This is a genomic window from Pullulanibacillus camelliae, assembly GCF_014642655.1.
GTDB classification, from domain to species: domain Bacteria; phylum Bacillota; class Bacilli; order Bacillales; family Sporolactobacillaceae; genus Pullulanibacillus; species Pullulanibacillus camelliae.
Genome location: NZ_BMIR01000004.1, coordinates 49,665 through 67,411 on the forward strand (window position 1 = coordinate 49,665; position 17,747 = coordinate 67,411).

Sequence of the window (17,747 nt, forward strand, 5' to 3'; positions counted from 1 at the left end):
GGCAGCTAAGTTATAATTTCTGATAGTATAAAAAATTTCTTAAAACCTCTCCAAAAGTGATGACGTGGGGGCTTGCTGCCTACATTTATCTTTTTGGAGCATTTCACGTTATAATTAAAGTAATGTTGACTGTAGGAGTGAAAGCCACATGACCCATTCATCTTCATTTTCAAAGGTCACTGGAAGAAAGCTGACGGATGAAATCATTGAACAATTAAAACAAAAAATATTTTCTGGGGCGTACAAAGTAGGTGATCGCCTTCCTCCCGAGCCTCAGCTTATGGAAGAATTTGCTGTTGGACGTTCCACCCTCCGAGAAGCCATAAAAGTATTGGTTCATGCCGGAATTCTTGAAGTCAAGCAAGGGCGCGGCACACGGATACTCTCTTTAGAATGGGCTAACGAAGCCTCCTTTGATCATCAGCTCCAACATGCCGATAGTCATGACGTCTACGAAGCCCGTACAATGCTGGATCGCGAGGTGGCAAGACTGGCAGCAGAGCGGCGAACGGAAGCTGATTTATTAAGTATTAAATCGTTCTTGGATCAGCGGTTTCGAGCCTTACAGGAAGGCAATTACACCACCTATATACAGGCAGATATCGATTTCCATTTAGCGATCGCAAAGGCTAGCGGTAATCAGGTGCTCTATGATTTGTATAAAGCCTTTACGCCTATCCTAAGAACCATTTTAAGCAGTCTTGTTTTAAATACCACACACTACAGTGACAATACCGATATCCACGAAGGCTTATTCCAAGCCCTGCTAGCACAAGACGAGGAAGCAGCCGTTCAATATGTAAACAAGAACCTGGAGCGTTAAAGCTCCTTATTTACAACCTAAACATCTGATGATATGATGTATAAAGAATTTATGTAAAGGATGTTTGTTATGAAAAAACGCGGACTGTTTATCATTGCTGCATTATTTCTTGTCTCCTTAAATTTGCGCATGGGGATTGCCTCCATCTCGCCTGTATTAGATACCATTAGTCACGACTTGCATTTAAGTAATGGCGTTGTAAGCTGGCTAACAGCCATTCCTGTCATATGTATGGGCGCCTTCGCCTTTTTTTCAGCGGCATTAGGCAGTCGCTTTGGATTAGAAAAAACCATTGCGGCTTGTCTTGTATTAATCGGCATTGCCACGTGCACTCGAGCATTTGCGCATTCAGCACTCCTTCTCCTTCTTTCTGCCTTCTTTCTAGGCATTGGCCTAGCTATTGCCGGACCGCTTGTCTCAGGCTATATCAAGAAGACTTTTCCTAATCGCATCGGAATGATGATCGGCGTGTACTCTGTAGGGATGGGGATTGGCGCTTCCTTAAGCGCTGGGTTAATGATCCCACTGCAAAAATCCTTGCATCATTCATGGCAGCTTGCTTTAGCTAGCTGGACCCTCTTCGCTGTGATTGCCTTTCTTGCTTGGCTACCCCTGGTCAAAAAACGAGTAAAAGTAAAACAAGCTGCCCCTCGCTTTCAGTTACCTTTTAAAAGCAAAAAGGCCTGGATTTTTACGCTCATCTTTGGCCTGCAGTCGGGCGTTTTCTATTGCATGAGCACATGGCTAGCACCGGCAGCACATTCCATTGGGTTGAGTCAAGAGCAATCAGGGGTATTAGTCACTTTATTTACATTTATACAAATGCTCTTTAGTTTTATCATCCCGTCCCTCGCTGACATTTATAAAAATGATAAGGCCTGGCTTGCAGGAAGTACATTTTTTGTTCTTATTGGACTATTAAGTATCGTATATGGATTATCCAATCTGTGGTTAGCGACCATTGTCATCGCTATTGGACTGGGTGGACTATTTCCTCTCGCACTCGCCCTGCCTTTGAACGCGACTTCCTCATCAAGTGAAGCCAGCTCTTGGACAGCCATGATGCAAGGCGTCGGTTATATGCTTGGCGGCATCATTCCTGCCATTGCTGGCTGGCTTAGAGACTTTATTGCCTATGATAAGCAAGTCTTTGTCTTAATGATTGTGCTTTGTCTCCTCTTATTTATTGCGTTACTAGGATGGGGAAAGGGGCAAATGGAAGAACAGACCAGTCGCTCATGAACCTAAAGAAAACTTGGCCTGCATCGCTTCACTGTGCACTCCTGATGTGCTTCTTTCAATCACACATTAAGGTTGCACCATACTGGCACTCCTGATGTGCTTCTTTCAATCACACATTAAGGTTGCACCATACTGGCACTCCTGATGTGCTTCTTCCAATCACACATTAAGGTTGCCGTCATCAGGTGGCGAAACCCAAAAACCAAACGCATAAGCACTGCGATAAGTTATAAATTCTGGTGTTATAAGAAAAACCGGGCGAAAAACATACCCGGTCCTTGTCCTTAGTATAGAGCATCATCATATATGAAAGAGGCTTCGTTGCCGGGTCAAGTGAATGGGAGCGCGAGGCGCGAGAGCTTCGGAGCACTCTAAAATCGTGTGTTCCCGAATCTCCGCAATACTAGAGTCTTGCGGGAAGTGGGAATCGATAAGCCCCCGCAAAAAGCGAGCTGCCCGAAGCGGAAACGGGCACGATCACTCCATGAACACCCAAAATGTTAGACTTCCTTATTATTTAATAAAAGGCTTCGGAGTCCTCTTCATCTCCAAAGCCTTTGTCATTAAAAAAATGTTTTAATCGTCAATACGCCTAGTATGATTACGATTAATGCGACAATTACAGCAAAAAACAATAGAACGCGATCAAAAATTCTCACTTTAAACAACTCCATTATATTAGATCTCGAATCAGCCCAAGGCCCCACCCTATACTAATGATGAGTAAAGAGATTATGTGTCAGAAGTGGATTTAACCCAACAATGTGTTTTTAAACCCGAAGAGGTTTACATTCTTTTGTAAACTCTTAGACCATCTTTTTAGAATGAGCAATGGACCTTTGAATGAACACTTGACTTCAGTATCAGCATCCCTATAGAATTCTTAGAGACATATACTTTAAGGATGCCCGTAAGTCTTCGCTGCATGTATACTTTAAAGGTTCAACCCACAAAGGTTTTAAAAGTATACATAAATAGGTATGATCGTCACATTTCCTCAAATTGTCAAAGAAGTCGCCCTTTTCACTTGCTTTAGCCTACCACCTAATTTAAACATAGTATGACTCTCCATAACCATACTCACACCAACTATATGGTGAACATTTCATGAAACCCTCTTTAAAGAGTGAATCTAATAAAAACGTCGTGCTCAGTTGAGATACAAACACATTGGCGGTGCGTTGACCTAAAGCGCACAAACTTTGTAGCAAGCAAATGACGACACTTACTCCTATTAAACCACTAAACCCATACGACAGTCTCATATTTTGCAACATAAATGATTGCTTGGCCTTCACTAATAAGCCCCGTGAGCAATGAATTTAATGAATACCCGGCTTTTATTCTTAGATTCACAATCACTTCCCGCACGTTAGAGCATGCTTCTTACAATTAAAAAATGGGTTAACTTTTCCTTATTTAGCTATAATGAAAAGAGAGAAGATGTTCTTATAAGGAGATATTATGTATACACTGGAACAGTTTTTAATTATTTTAGCTATTTCTGCAATCGTTGCCTTGGGAGCCAAATTAACCAGATTGCCCTACACCATTGCCCTTGTCGTTGTTGGATTAGTCCTTGGGACTATTGATATTCCAGCCCTTGAAGAAGCCAAAACCTTTATTACGAACAACAACACCTTTCATACCGTTGTAATCGCGATCTTTTTACCTGCCCTTTTAGGAGAAGCAGCAATAAAATTGCCCTATAGGGAATTTCGGACCAATCAGAGAACCATTCTTCTGCTTGCCTTCGGTGCTACCCTGATCACCTTTGTTATTGTCGGTTTTGGCTCACAATGGGTACTGGGTCAATCAACAAGCGTTGCTTTTACATTTGCTGCCTTAATGTGTGCTACTGATCCGATCAGTGTCATCGGATTATTTCGAACCCTCGGAGTCGAACACCGTCTCTCCATTCTAGTCGAAGGAGAAAGCTTGTTGAATGACGGCGTCGCTGTCGTGTTGTTCACGATTGCTTCTACATCCCTTGTAACTTATATTAACGAAGGCACTCTTGGCTTTTTCCATGCTATAGAGACATTTGTTTGGGTAGTTGGCGGTGGCGCCCTTGTCGGAATCATTATGGGTTACATCATCTCGAAGCTCATCGCCTTAATTGATGACTACCCTTTAGAAATTGTCTTTTCGATCATTTGCTTTTTCGGAAGCTATCTCTTATCTGAACAAATCCATGTTAGTGGCGTCATTAGCGTCGTCATCGCTGGTCTGATCTTCGGTAATTATGGGGCAAAAATCGGCATGAGTCCTACCACAAAATTAAGCATCAGCAGCTTTTGGGATGCCATCAGCCTGCTTGCCAATTCAGTGATTTTTCTAATGGTTGGTTTAGAAATCGATCGCATTAATTTCGCCAATCATTTCTGGGAAATCCTTTTAGCCATTTGCCTTATTCTCATTGCACGAGCGATTGCCACTTACAGTGTATTAATCTTCGGGAGAAATTTAAAGAGAGGCTGGAAGCACATTATTTATTGGGGTGGTCTCCGCGGCAGTCTATCTATTGCTCTGGCATTGAGTCTGCCCAACGGTTTCCCACATCGAGATGATATTCTTGTCCTTGCCTTTTCAGTGGTTGTCTTCTCCCTGATAATCCAGGGGCTGACGATCAAACCTCTTATACAGAAATTAAAGCTGACGAAAACCCACCAAGAAGAGGAGGATTATCAAGACGCTATTGCTGATATTTATCGTTATGAAGCAGCCATTGAGGAGATTGAAAGCGCACGGAAGGACGGCCTGCTGCATGGGGAAAGCTATACCGAATTAAGAGAGGACTATGACCTAAAGCTCCGTAAAAAACAAGAGGTGCTTAACGTCCTCTATCAAAAGTATCCTGATTTAAAGGATCGTCAAATTAAAGGCATGCAGCAACGATTATTAGCAAGACAATACGAGGCATTAAATGCTCTAGAATCTAAGGAACTGGTTTCCTCCTCCTTGATTGATAAAAAACACAAGGAAATTGCCGATGCGCTGGAAGAGGCAAAGGAATCATAACGATTGGAGGTTGGGGCAGAAGTATTCTGTTCATAGAGAAAACGCACACATTCACAATTTCAAAGCAACTGTCTATCTTATGAATGCCTCCATCCTTCTAAAACCATTACTCCTGTAAAAAGGCTTCAAAATAAGCTTGGGCCCTTTTTTTGAATCGTCGGTCTTTCTGGACCATCCACAAATCTCTCATGAGAGTGAAATCCTTAATGGAAATCTCCCTTAATGTATGATATTTTAATTCCTTTGTGACGGTTAGCCTTGGGAGAATACTCACGCCTAGGTCGGCCTCCACCGCACTTTTAATGGATTGTAGACTGCCAAGTTCCATGGCATTCTCAATTTTCTCAAGCACATTATATTTTTTTAGTGCGTTCTCTACAATCAACCGCGTCCCCGAATTTTGTTCCCTCCAAATCATCTTTTCCTCCGTCAGCTCGACAATGTCAATCTCGGCCCTATCCTGCCAACGATGATGATAGGATGTAACTAGAATCAGCTCGTCATCAGCAAACTTCTCTATCTTATATTTCGACTGTTGTTTGACGGCCCCTTCTACCAAGGCAATATCAATTTCGTTCTGTTCTAATTGAGATAAAATGTGCGGCGTATTACCTATTGAGAGGCTAAACTTGATCTGCTCGTGCTTCTTTTTAAAATTCCCCAATAAACCCGGTAAGAGGTACTCTCCTATGGTTAGGCTCGCACCAACATGTAAGACGGTATCGGCCGCTCCCAGTTTCTCCTGAATTTCTTCAAAAGATGTGTTATCCAGTTTAATGATTTCCTTGGCATAGGGATAAAGAATCTTACCCGCTTCTGTCAACGTTAGTTTTCCGTTTGTACGGTCAAATAGTGTCGTCCCGTAATGGTTTTCTAATTGACGAATTTGCCTTGTCACAGCCGGTTGTGATACAAAACCCAAACGTGCCGCTTTGCTAATACTCCCTTCATCAACGACATGACAAAACATTCTTAAACTTTCAATATTCATCGGAACCACCCTCTTAACCTTCTCTGATGACTCTATGATATAAACTAGAGGCTTGCTTTGTAATCTTTCACGTCAACCACGCAACGAAAGCCTAAATTTCCTGTGGCGCTATCTGCTGTATTAGAGGTTCGTGCAGCGACACGATATCGATTACAATAAGATTCATGACATAGATAGGAACCGCCACGCATCACTTTAGAGGGCCCTTCGCTGGGACCTTTAGGATTGATACACTCCTTCGGATCACGCGCATTCGTAAACCAATCCTCACACCATTCCCACACATTACCTGAAACATTATATAGGCCAAAGCCATTTTCAGGAAACGAAATAGCAGGTGCTGTTCCTAGATAACCATCTTCTTCTGTATTTTCTCTTGGAAAATCCCCTTGCCAAATATTACAGTAATGCTTGCCATCTGGAGTAAGTTCATCCCCCCAAGGATAACGCTTTTGTTCCAAACCGCCCCGCGCCGCAAATTCCCATTCTGCCTCCGTAGGCAATCTTTTTCCCGCCCACTCGCAAAAGGCCTTCGCATCATTCCAGGAGACTTGGATAACAGGATGGTCCATTCTATCCTCTATGGATGAATGAGGCCCTTCAGGCTGAAACCAATAGGCACCTTCAACAGCAAACCACCATGGGGTTGAAGGAACGCGCTGAATATTTCCAACTGGCTTCTCAGGCAAAAATTTGTGAAAGACAAAAGACCAACCAAACTTTTCGGATTCTGTTTTATAGCCTGTCTCTTTCACAAAAGCACTGAACTCCGCGTTTGTTACCGTATGACTATCCATGTAAAAGGAATCCACTTGCACTTTTCGAACAGGTCCCTCACCATCTGCCTTGAAGCCTTCTTCATCATCCGTTCCCATTAGAAATTCCCTTCCAGGAATATACACCATTTTATCTTTGAATTTTATCGTTTTTTCATTTTTAATATCTGCCTCTTTGACACTTTCAGCTTTTTGAAAGGTTCCATTAAACATTGCACGACTTCCACCTGCACAACATGAGCGCATGCCATTTTTTTCTTCCATCTTTCCGCACATCCTTTTAGAATTATCTCTTTGATGGCATTGAATAGGTCAGCCATTTATTGCAAGAAGTTTTATTTTGAACACATTTCTACTTATTATCATCCTAACATTAAATGAAGGTATTGGGCGTATTCAATTTGGTTATACCCTATAAAATAAAGTGAATTTACACCCACTACCCGGTTTGAGAGAATTTAGAGGAAAGAGACGAAGGGGGAAACATCATGGCACTTTCTACAGGACTCTTACTTCTTATTATCGGCATCATCGCTGGTGGCTATGGGACCATTGTCGGAGCTGGTGGTGGATTTATATTTGTCCCTGCTCTACTCTTAATCTTCCATATGAACCCAGCGGTTGCTTCTGGATCAGGGCTCGTTATTGTTTTGATCAATTCCTTGTCAGGAGTGATGGGCTATGCCAAACAGAAAAAAATCAATTATAAAACGGGTCTTATTATAGGGATAAGCGCCCTGCCTGGATCACTTTTGGGTGTCTGGTTATTGCAATCTTTCTCTTCTCAATACTTTTTTGTCGTTTTTGCTACCATACTCGTTGCACTCGGACTCTTTTTGTTCAGCAAGAATTCTCCTTTTGCAAGAAAGGCAAAAACAAAACAACCTGTAAGAGAAATCGCCACAGCCAGTGCTTCATACAATCAAGCCGCATCCGGATTAGAAGGCGCAGAAGCTATATCTTATCAAAATACTGTAGCCCCACAACCTGAGAAAAACACCCAATTACAAGATAAATGGTTAATCCCGCTTGGCTTTATCATGGGGATATTATCAAGTTACCTCGGCATCGGCGGCGGCTGGCTTCTTGTTCCTATTTTAATTTATCTATTTAAGGTTTCTACTCACAATGCCACTGCAACATCCATTTTTGCGTTATGCCTATATTCATTAGTAGGCGTGATTTCACAGTTATTTTATAGTAGCATCGACTGGAGCACCGTCATTTGGGGAGGTATCGGGGTTATCGCTGGTTCACAGCTCGGTGTGATCTTATCACAACGCATCCCCGGAAAAGTCATCATGCAAATGCTCTCAATACTGCTGGTAATTATCGGGGTCAGGATGTATTTTAGTTAATAAGTAGCTTGAACATCAAAAGAGTAAAAAAGATTCCATTGATTGTTTTTGGATTATCAGAATCTTTTTTAGTGCTGTTGATGAGGCCATTTAGTGAGCCATCAAGCATATATTCTTAAATTTGCCGCCACCATAAAAGCAAAGGAGAGGAACCTAATCCTTTAGCCTGACACACACTAAATATCTTATTCTGTGTGAGTGTGCTAACGTTATCAAAAGCTATCCTTTATAAGTACATAATTTTAGTTGTGAAAAAACCTGAACATTCCAATAAAATGTTCAGGTTTTTCCATGAGTAAAATACTTCAAAGTATGTTTATAATTGTTGAATGTAATAGTAACAAAATCCGCTGAATATCCCGAGAAATGCTACTACATAAAGAACCGTCGCTTTCTTAAAAATCTTCATTACACGATCCCTGCTTTCAAATGCTTAAGATAAAGGAAGCGAATGAGGAAGAAATAAATAATTTGAACAGCTATAAAAAACAACAGCACCCACAACGTAGCTGAAAAAATGGAAACTGCAAACAGACTTTGCAAGGCAACAAAAGCAAAAGCACTATGGATGACCGCAACGAGAATTGGGACAAAGAAGAGCAAGGATAGTTGAATAGTTACAGTCTTGTTTAATTCTTTATTTGTCAATCCAATTTTAGTAATCGCGTGATAATGGCGCTGATCTCTTTCTAAATCAGCATAAAGTCTAAAATATAAGAAGCTTCCCGCTGCAATAAAGAAGACAGCCCCGATTAAGAGAGCAATAAAAAACATAATGCTATACATTTGTTCTGATAACTTATACTCTTCACCAGCCGCCGTATACTTGTACGGCAATGATGTTTCAGGATCTTTCTTAAATTGCGCCCTAATGTTTTTAGAGAGTTTTGCACCGATCCCATCCGTCGCTTTCCAATCCTCCACTTTGTATCCAACATAAGTGACAGGTGTGGTGGGATAAGGATTATCTTTGTTAACATGCGATTGCAGCTGATTAAAGACAGCATCCGATACAACAAGACTATTGGAATCGAAATATTTATAAAGAACAAGATTAGCGACACCCGCTATTTTTAGCGCCTTTCCACTCGGTTCAAGTGTGGTAGATCGTATTGGATGTTTTTTCAGTTCCTTCGCCCCATCAATTGAGGTAGGAACAACGTATGCCTCATCATCCTTTACTTCAAGCGGACTGAATCCAAGCACTTGGGCAAAACGGTTGTAATCTCTTACGGATATGAGCGTGACTGGTATCTTTGTTTTTCCACTGTCTTGCACCTTGGTCGTTAAGGACACCTTTTTATATGAGAGATGCTTCGCTGTTAAATCCTGCTCTATGGTTTGTACATGTTGATGAAAGGCTTGATCACCTGGCTTTGAAACATAATTGATGGCGAATGGAAATTCTTTCGCAAATTGTTTATCCATACTCTTCATTGCCGCAAAGGACCCTATTGCACAAAAGGCGACTGTTGAGACAATCGAAACAAGAAAGAACATCCGGGCGTTATCCTTCATTTTGTAGGCTAAATCGCTTAAGGTGATCATGTTCGTTGATCGTAAGTAAAAGTTTTGTTTTCTTTTTAAAAGGCGAGTCACAAAAATACTCAATTGTGAAAACAGAAAATAGGTGGTGACAATCGTTAAGGGCACAACCATAAGCAAGCGTTGTCCAATATTATTGGTTGTTGTCGTCACTGATAAATAATAAGCCATAACGAGGGCCGCGGCCGTCAAAAGAGACACGATGACTGATGCTTTTGGCTCTTTCCGTGGTTTCGTTGTTCCCTTAAGTAAATCAATCAGTTTACTGCTCCGTATAAATAAAGGCGTCATCGTTGAAATCACAAGAAATAACACAAAGAAAGCGACCAGTGTTAAAATCAGCGGCTTCCATGAGAGGTAGAAGGGTAAATCAACAAAGTTCATAATGTGAGCGCCGAGCATGAGAAACACCTTAGCAAATACAATACCAAAACCGATCCCGACCACCATCGATGAAAAGCCGATGAGCATATTTTCAAGAAAGACCAGACTATTTAATTGGCGCCGACTCATCCCATGCATCATTAAGATGCCAAATTCCCGATGACGGGTTTTAAGAAAGGCACTGACTGAATACAAAATGAATAGAAAGGAGAAAACGTAGATAATATACTCCGCAACCTTCATCCCTTCCACCGCAATTTGCTTCGTCACACCTTCATTTACACCCGGATGGAAAATAAATAGAGCATAAACAAAAAACACTAAGACCGAAAAGGCACTACTCAAGAAGTAAGCGGCATATGTTCTCTTATTACGCACGACATTATAGATCGCGAATTGTCGAAAGGTCACCCGATTCCCCTCCCAACAATGAAAGCACATCTAAGATGCTTTGATAATACGTTTTTTGATTATCACCGCGATGGATTTCATTATAAAGTGCCCCATCTTTAATAAAAATCACGCGCTGACAATAACTTGCCGCTTGTGGATCATGGGTCACCATTAATTGCGTTGTCGCAAACTCCTTATTGATATTACTCAGTGTCTGCATGACATCTTTAGATGCTTTTGAATCTAAATTTCCTGTCGGTTCATCTGCAAGAAGCAGCTTTGGAGAATGAATAATTGCCCGAGCAATGGCTGTCCGTTGGGCTTGCCCTCCTGAGACTTCATAGGTTCTTTTATTCAAAATCGACTCGATTCCTAACTTCTTAGCAACGGTCTTGACCTTTTCTTTCATGATCTTGACACTTACTCTCTCTAAAGTCAGCGGTAAAACAATATTTTCTTCAACAGTCAAGGTTTCTAAGAGATTAAAATCTTGAAACACGAAGCCAAGCTCTCTTCTTCTAAACGTTGCTAAATCATTTTTCTTCAGCTCAAAAGGATTCTTCCTGTCAATGAGAATCTCCCCAGCTGTTGGTCGGTCAATGGTTGCAATCATATTAAGAAGTGTCGTTTTTCCACTCCCTGAAGGACCCATAATTCCGATAAATTCTCCTTCACTTACTTCGAAACTTATATTCTCAAGTGCACGGTGGGCTATTTTCCCTTCGTACACCTTCGTCAGTTCTTTTACACTGAGCACCTTGAACACTCCCTATCTCTTATTATCGATAGTTTTAGTGTACAGCGAGTGGCACTCTCTAACTATCGGGTTACCTTTCATGAAGCTTACACTTTTGTAAGGTTATCAATTGAATCCTTCATTATGAGCTTTACGGTCGTGCCTTTCCCCACTTCGGAGATGAGCTCTAGCTCATGATTAAGCCGATGACAAATTTCCTTAACAAGATATAATCCCATCCCGGTAGCGCCCTGAAATTTCCTGCCGTTTTCTCCCGTATAAAAGGGCTGAAAGACCCGGCGTCTATCCTCTTTAGGAATGCCTATCCCTTGGTCTGTTACTTCTAAGGCAACGCTCCTACTGTCGCTTCGATACCCTTTAATCACTACTTTCTTATCCCCTCCCCCTGAATATTTCACCGCATTAGTTATCAATTGTCCGAGTAAGAACGGTAACCATTTGGCGTCAGAGGCCGCCGTCAAATCCTGGGGAATATCAATCACAGGATAAACATGATGACGAATAAAGAAGCGTTTATTCTCTTGAACAATGTGATGGGCCACTCCATATAATTGCAGACGTTCCACTCTAAAATCCTGGCGAAAATCTTCTAATCGCGCCACATATAAAGCCGTTTCAAGTCCTTTCGAAAGCCGATCCAATTCAATTTTAATGTCACCATTTCTCGGATCTTCCTCATCCTGAAGAATAAGTTCAATCACAGAAAGTGGTGTCTTCATCTCATGGATCCATTGATTGACAAAACGATAATAGTCTCGCTGCTGGTTATAAAACTTTTCAATACGCCCTTGATAAAGCTGGTACTGACGCATGAGTAGCGCTTTAAAAGCCTTGGTCAGTGAGCTGTTGGCTTCGACATTCATCGTCTCTTCTAGATCGGCTTCCTCTTTTTGTAAGTGTTGATAGAAAAAATGATTATTCAGATAGCGTCCTACAAGAAATAAAGCAAGTAAGAATAACCCTAAAAGGGTGCCATAGAGAGCAATTAACGGATGCTCATTCCCTTGTAGCCAATAAATAAGGAAGAGTAAAAAGAGCTGGAGGCAATTTAAGAGGATGAGGGAAAAATGGTCTTTAATATAGAGTCTCATTGTCACCCGCACCTCCCCAACGAGGCGTCATGCGGTACCCTGCCCCGCGAACAGTTTCAATCCCATTTTCAATTCCGATCTCTTTTAATCGCTTTCTCACCCTTGTCACGTTGACATTTAAGGTATTTTCATCGACAAAGGTTTCATCATCCCAGAGTTTTTCTAGAAGATCGTCCCGTCCAACCACTTTTGGAAAATGCTTCATCAACGCCTCTAAAAGAATAGCCTCCTTCTTCGATACCATCGTCTTATTTTCACCATAACTGACTTCCATTCTCTCTATGTAGAGCTTTAGCCCCTGGAGATCCAACACACGCTCATTCGCCGTTTGTGCATAATCTCCATAAACCCTTCTCAGCTGACTTCTAATTTTAGCTGTGACCACCTCATAATTAAAAGGCTTTGTGATATAGTCATCCGCCCCATTTTCTAAGGCCATCACTTGATCCATTTGTTCCGACCGCGCTGAAATAAATAAAATAGGACAAAGCGATTCTTTGCGAATTTGTCTGCACCAATAATAGCCGTCATACTTCGGCAGATTAACGTCTAACAAAACAAGCTTAGGCTGAGCCTGTTGAAAGCTCTCCATCACCCGACTAAAATCCACGACTCTTTTCACGCAATACCCATACTTTTCAAGATGTTTTTGCAATAATTCCGCGATTTTATTGTCATCCTCAATAATTAGTACTGTCGTCACGCTTAATTCTCCCATCCTTCGCTTCCCCTCTTAATACGAAAACCGATTGTCTTTTGTTCAGATTACAAAAAGATCGCCTATAATGCAAAAAGCCAGGGAATCCCCCGACCTTTTATGGTGCCCAACGGTATCTGTGTTTGTTATAAAACGCATCTCGGAGCTAATTTTTATATCATCCACTCACTTCTTCTAAGCTGGTCCCATCTGAAATTAAATCCTTGAAGCTGTGACCGTTACTTCTGGGGTCGAGGGTGAGATCAGAAAAATTCTAGAGGTGCTTAAGCCCTCAGATGTCAGCATTATCTACCTCGCGCTGCAATTGCGAAAAGCACCGTTAAATTTAACTTGTCCTCTTGTCAGAATGCACTTTCTGTTGAATTGAAGCAAGGGTTCATTTCACTTCAAATCCGAGACGTAGTAATTAGCTTAAACAACGTTCTTTATCATTTACTTATTGAAAAGGTACCATTTTTTTATTTTTTAACTATTTTCATATTTCGCACCTCAGAAAGTGTAAACCCTCATAAACGTTATTAAGGTTTGTGGCGATACTCTTAATGGGTGATTTGAATAATCCTATCAGGAGTACGAAGCAATGCCATGTAAGCCAGTTTTCTTCTCATAGCAGGTCATGATTAATATTGCAGGCACTTAAATCATTGCCATCTAAGTCTCGAAAACCCAATCCACCATAGCCTGCAGGATCATCTGGATTGACATTATAAGAGCCTACTTCAACGTTATACTCCTTCAAGTACGCATAAAACCCTTTGAGATCACTTGTATAGAAATCAATGACGCTGTGATGAATTATTGCATACTTCCTTAAATAAATTCGGCTTAAGTGATCATTATCCTTTATACCCATTTGGATTTTCTTAATTATTTTTCTTTATAGATACACATGCACTATTGTAAATTATTTTTTACTAATATCGAAATAAATAATTGATTTCCATTCTATTTAGTAATAATATATTTACTAAAAGCAGCAGTGGAGGAAAAGTAAATGATCGCTGACATTACCAAGGAATATATCGCATTAATCCCTAATTTATTTAGCAGTTTTAGTGAATTAAATAAGAATACTGTTAAACTCTCTCATCTCCAGCATCACGTTATTGAATTCATATATATGCAACAAAGGCCTTTAAATCTTAAGGAGATTTGTGTGGGCTTAGATATTGCCAAGCAACAGTTAACTCCACTTATCAGAGATTTAGAAATGGAGGGCTACGTAACAAAACTACCAGATACGAGGGATAGAAGAGCGGTTTTAGTCTCACTAACAGAAGAAGGAAAGCGCATTTTGGATAAGAAATGGACCACACTTTACCATAATATTAGTGAAAAAGTCACCAAACTCAGTGAGGAGGAACAGCTTGATCTCAAATTCGCCCTTCATAAAGTGAATCATTTATTAAAAAAGCTCGACGAATCTTATTAACGCCAAAATATTTTGAAGGAGAAGGTTCACGATGCCAAAACCAAAAGCGATGCATCCCATTCATCTTGATAAGGAAAAAGAAACACTCCTGATCACTCTTTATGCCAAAGCTTTGGACACACACTTAAAACAGCCGATTCTGAATGACATAAAGGCAAAAGCAATCACTAATAGGATTGAGTATAACTTTGAAAAACTAAATCATTCTGGAAGCAACCACCTTATGGTAATACGTGCCAAACAATTAGATACATGGCTTGAAGCATTCCTTAAAAGGCATTCAGAAGCCGTTGTACTCAATCTTGGCTGTGGGCTCGACACAAGAATATCAAGAATCAATCCACCATCAAGCGTTAGCTGGTTTGACGTCGATTTTCCAGAAGTGATTGATGTGCGTCGGCACTTTTACTCCGATCAAGATAACTATAAAATGATGCCTTCATCTGTAACCGATAATGATTGGTTAGCGGCCATTCCTCATGACAAACCTACCATGGTCATCGCAGAGGGCATCTTAGAATATTTAACAGAAGAAGATGTACAAACGCTTTTTCACCGCTTGACCGCCCATTTCCCACAGGGCCAAATCGCATTTGATGTTATGAACAGCTTCGCCATTACTTCTGGAAAAGAAGACCTAAAAAAGACCACAGGAGCAGAGCATACATGGGCAGTCGACACAATTCAGCGTGTTGATCAATTAAACCCGAAGCTTACAAGAAAGACTTGTATATCAGTACTTCGCTCTCCCTACACACATAAGCTCCCAATAAAATATCGCCTGCTTTATCGACTATTTTCGCTTGTTCCAAGCTTTAAAAATATGATTCGCGTGCTTTTATATGAGTTTTGATAGTATAAGCAATCCAAGCGCTCTTTTCTACGCTTTTAGTCAATATGAACATCCATATCTCTTGATGCTTCAATAACATTCGCAATGGTCTTAGGCTCTAAATTAAGCAAAGACAGCTTGACACGAATCACCGTAGTAATAACAGTTTCGATATCAATATCCCCTCTTTCGAAGTGGGAAAGCATCTCGGTCTCTACCGACGCTGAGGCCAAGGTTGATATATAGAGCTGATCTTTAGTAAATGACAATGCACTCTCCTGAAACAGAGTGTTAAACACTTGGTTAAGAATATCAAAAAAGGCTAGACGTAGAGCCTGTACCTCAGAGGCCTCAATGTAAATGTTTAACAACGGCCTATGCTTGTCTAATATATGTAAATAGGTTCTAGTCATCACAGCATAACGCATCAGTGGATCCGTATGATCAATAGCCGCGACAATCTGTTTGTAAAGACTTTCGACAGAGTCCCGAAATAAAAACAGTAAAATATCTTCTTTCTTTTTGAAATAATAATATAAATTCCCCTTCAGCATTCCCGCGGCCTCCGCAATTTGCCGAATCGATGTTTTTTTATAGCCCTGTGTGAGAAACAGCTCAGCGGCACGATCCAAGATTTCCTTTTTTATCTTCTCATGATTATCCGCAATAGGCGCCATATCTTCACCCCTTACTTCCTCAAATGGCAGATTCATTATATCATAGGCCAACAGTCCATTGACAAACCTCATTCTCCGCACTATAATTTAGTTATAATTTGGACGCGTCCAAAACTCTGCACAACACCATGGAGGTTTAAAGCTATGTCAAACACCGCAGCACATACGATGCATCAGAATAGTCCTGGTCGTTTCACATACAGTCCCCTTAGATGGGCCATCATTGTTTTATTTATAATCTGTAGCATTGCCACAGATTTCATACCTGGCCTTACTGGTATGGTTTTCAGCTTAATCTCAACATTGTCTGTATTTGCCCTTGCCATTCTTCACGGCAAAGAGCGCTACGGATTCAAATCCATCATTATCTTTCTAATCATGACTTGGGTGATCAGCAATGGACTCGAAGGTTTGAGTATTCAAACCGGCTTTCCATTCGGCCATTATTATTATACCGTTCAAAGCTTTAACATTTGGCATGTCCCTTTTATCATTATGCCTGCCTATTTTGGCATGGGGTATATGGCTTGGACGCTATCACAGGTTCTTAATGGCCAATTCGGCAGAAAGCTTAAAGGAATCTATCTCTTCCTCGTTCCCTTTGTCGCTTCCTTTATTATGGTAATGTGGGATGTAGTCATGGACCCCATTCAATCGACGATAAATAAAAGCTGGATTTGGAGAAATGGTGGGCATTATTTTGGAGTCCCTATTTCCAATTATCTTGGATGGTTCTTTGTTGTCTATGTGTTTTTTCAACTTTTTGCCCTTTACTTGTCTAAGTTTGATAAAAGCGAGAGTGCCCTTCACAAGGGAAAAGCCTTCTGGTTTGAAGCCGTTGCCGTTTACGGTCTACAATCTCTTTCGCTCTTATTAACCGCCTTAGTTTTGCACGGGCACAGAGACATCTACAGTTCAATGGGATTAGTAAACATTTTTACGATGGTGTTTGTCACCTTGATCTCACTTATCACCATTGCCAATCATCCGTCATTGAGTGCATCTCAAAGACAAGAGGACGCTCAATATCAAGGGAACTCTGAAACGCAAAGACGTACCTCCTGAGCTCAGCTTGCCTACTGAGAAACTGATCTTCCTTGTGAGGGACGAAGCCTTAAATAATTAGCAAATCCATTCAAACCACAATAGAGCTTGGAACCTCCAAGCTCTTTATCACTATATAAATGAACCTATAAACGCAATGTCCCTCCTTAAAAGGGATACAAAAATTGAAACAACCATTGAGGCCTGTTGATTCATAAAAATACAATTGCCATGATAAAAGGTCTTAGAAGATGTCCTAACTTCGGATTTCTTGACGCCTCCCTGATCCTTTTCCTATCCGAGGAAGTGTAGGGAGTGTATCTATTTTTCTTAAGCATTTTACAAACAGTGCCACAGCTCGATTATTTATCATTTTCCTAGATCATTAGAAATTGGCCTATCGCCAAGCTTTAATGGCGAAAGTCAAAGCTACACTTATACTATCTTCCTTTATGAGCGTCAGCGAAGTTGTACATTTTGATAGTATTAGAAAACTTGGCTTATCGCCAAGCTTTAATGGCGAAAGTCAAAGTTACACTTATACTATCTTCCTTTATGAGCGTTAGCGAAGTTGTACATTTTGATAGTATTAGAAAACTTGGCTTATCGCCAAGCTTTAATGGCGAAAGTCAAAGTTACACTTATACTATCTTCCTTTATGAG

The 17,747-nt window shown here is 40.8% G+C and carries 15 protein-coding genes; 7 read left to right on the forward strand and 8 right to left on the reverse strand.

What is annotated here, in order from left to right; all coding sequences use genetic code 11:
- The first annotated feature begins 148 nt into the window (after window positions 1-148).
- The 3 genes from IEW82_RS05835 (at window position 149) to IEW82_RS05845 (ending at window position 5,086) form a co-directional block, all read left to right on the forward strand.
- Window positions 149-823 carry a FadR/GntR family transcriptional regulator gene (locus IEW82_RS05835; protein ID WP_188690655.1) on the forward strand — a complete coding sequence of 225 codons (675 nt, stop codon included), beginning with the start codon at window positions 149-151 and terminating at the stop codon, window positions 821-823.
- 69 nt (window positions 824-892) lie between these two features.
- Window positions 893-2,065 (forward strand): MFS transporter, encoded by a 1,173-nt coding sequence (locus tag IEW82_RS05840; protein ID WP_188690657.1) that lies wholly within the window; start codon window positions 893-895, stop codon window positions 2,063-2,065.
- A 1,464-nt stretch (window positions 2,066-3,529) separates the two neighbouring features.
- Complete coding sequence (locus IEW82_RS05845; RefSeq protein WP_188690660.1) at window positions 3,530-5,086, forward strand: cation:proton antiporter; 1,557 nt, start codon at window positions 3,530-3,532, stop codon at window positions 5,084-5,086.
- A 106-nt stretch (window positions 5,087-5,192) separates the two neighbouring features.
- On the opposite strand, the gene IEW82_RS05850 is transcribed toward IEW82_RS05845, so the two are convergent.
- Together IEW82_RS05850 and IEW82_RS05855 are read right to left on the reverse strand one after the other, a co-directional pair.
- The gene (locus tag IEW82_RS05850) at window positions 5,193-6,077 is read right to left on the reverse strand and encodes a LysR family transcriptional regulator (RefSeq protein ID WP_188690663.1); all 885 of its coding nucleotides are present in this window, start codon (window positions 6,075-6,077) and stop codon (window positions 5,193-5,195) included.
- Between the two features lie 44 nt (window positions 6,078-6,121).
- A complete protein-coding gene (locus IEW82_RS05855; RefSeq protein WP_188690666.1) occupies window positions 6,122-7,117 on the reverse strand; it encodes a formylglycine-generating enzyme family protein in 996 nt (331 codons plus the stop codon).
- A gap of 224 nt (window positions 7,118-7,341) precedes the next feature.
- Here IEW82_RS05855 and IEW82_RS05860 point away from each other — a divergent pair, with 224 nt between their 5' ends.
- The gene (locus IEW82_RS05860; RefSeq protein ID WP_188690667.1) at window positions 7,342-8,211 is read left to right on the forward strand and encodes a sulfite exporter TauE/SafE family protein; all 870 of its coding nucleotides are present in this window, start codon (window positions 7,342-7,344) and stop codon (window positions 8,209-8,211) included.
- A 408-nt stretch (window positions 8,212-8,619) separates the two neighbouring features.
- Here the strand turns inward: IEW82_RS05860 and IEW82_RS05865 are convergent, their stop codons facing one another.
- The 5 genes from IEW82_RS05865 to IEW82_RS05885 all read right to left on the reverse strand — a co-directional run bounded on the left by IEW82_RS05865 (window position 8,620) and on the right by IEW82_RS05885 (window position 13,952).
- Window positions 8,620-10,551 carry an FtsX-like permease family protein gene (locus IEW82_RS05865; protein WP_188690670.1) on the reverse strand — a complete coding sequence of 644 codons (1,932 nt, stop codon included), beginning with the start codon at window positions 10,549-10,551 and terminating at the stop codon, window positions 8,620-8,622.
- Window positions 10,523-11,290 carry an ABC transporter ATP-binding protein gene (locus tag IEW82_RS05870; protein ID WP_308422127.1) on the reverse strand — a complete coding sequence of 256 codons (768 nt, stop codon included), beginning with the start codon at window positions 11,288-11,290 and terminating at the stop codon, window positions 10,523-10,525. Before IEW82_RS05870 ends, IEW82_RS05865 begins: the two co-directional genes overlap by 29 nt.
- Window positions 11,291-11,376: 86 nt before the next feature.
- On the reverse strand, window positions 11,377-12,381 hold the full coding sequence (locus IEW82_RS05875; protein ID WP_188690676.1) for a sensor histidine kinase: 1,005 nt from the start codon (window positions 12,379-12,381) through the stop codon (window positions 11,377-11,379).
- Entirely contained in the window at window positions 12,365-13,084 is a 720-nt protein-coding gene (locus IEW82_RS05880) for a response regulator transcription factor (protein ID WP_188690679.1), read from the reverse strand. Before IEW82_RS05880 ends, IEW82_RS05875 begins: the two co-directional genes overlap by 17 nt.
- A 619-nt stretch (window positions 13,085-13,703) precedes the next feature.
- Window positions 13,704-13,952, reverse strand: coding sequence for a hypothetical protein (locus IEW82_RS05885; RefSeq protein ID WP_188690682.1), 249 nt, complete (start codon window positions 13,950-13,952; stop codon window positions 13,704-13,706).
- 141 nt (window positions 13,953-14,093) lie between these two features.
- Here IEW82_RS05885 and IEW82_RS05890 point away from each other — a divergent pair, with 141 nt between their 5' ends.
- Both IEW82_RS05890 and IEW82_RS05895 read left to right on the forward strand, forming a co-directional pair.
- Window positions 14,094-14,531: a MarR family winged helix-turn-helix transcriptional regulator gene (locus tag IEW82_RS05890; protein WP_188690685.1), complete on the forward strand. Its 438-nt coding sequence runs from the start codon at window positions 14,094-14,096 to the stop codon at window positions 14,529-14,531.
- A 31-nt stretch (window positions 14,532-14,562) separates the two neighbouring features.
- A complete protein-coding gene (locus tag IEW82_RS05895; protein ID WP_188690688.1) occupies window positions 14,563-15,384 on the forward strand; it encodes a class I SAM-dependent methyltransferase in 822 nt (273 codons plus the stop codon).
- A 35-nt stretch (window positions 15,385-15,419) separates the two neighbouring features.
- Here IEW82_RS05895 and IEW82_RS05900 read toward each other — a convergent pair whose 3' ends face one another.
- Window positions 15,420-16,040 carry a TetR/AcrR family transcriptional regulator gene (locus tag IEW82_RS05900; protein ID WP_188690690.1) on the reverse strand — a complete coding sequence of 207 codons (621 nt, stop codon included), beginning with the start codon at window positions 16,038-16,040 and terminating at the stop codon, window positions 15,420-15,422.
- Between the two features lie 144 nt (window positions 16,041-16,184).
- Between IEW82_RS05900 and IEW82_RS05905 the strand changes: the two genes are divergently transcribed.
- A complete protein-coding gene (locus tag IEW82_RS05905) occupies window positions 16,185-17,105 on the forward strand; it encodes a carotenoid biosynthesis protein (RefSeq protein WP_188690693.1) in 921 nt (306 codons plus the stop codon).
- Window positions 17,106-17,747: the final 642 nt, after the last annotated feature.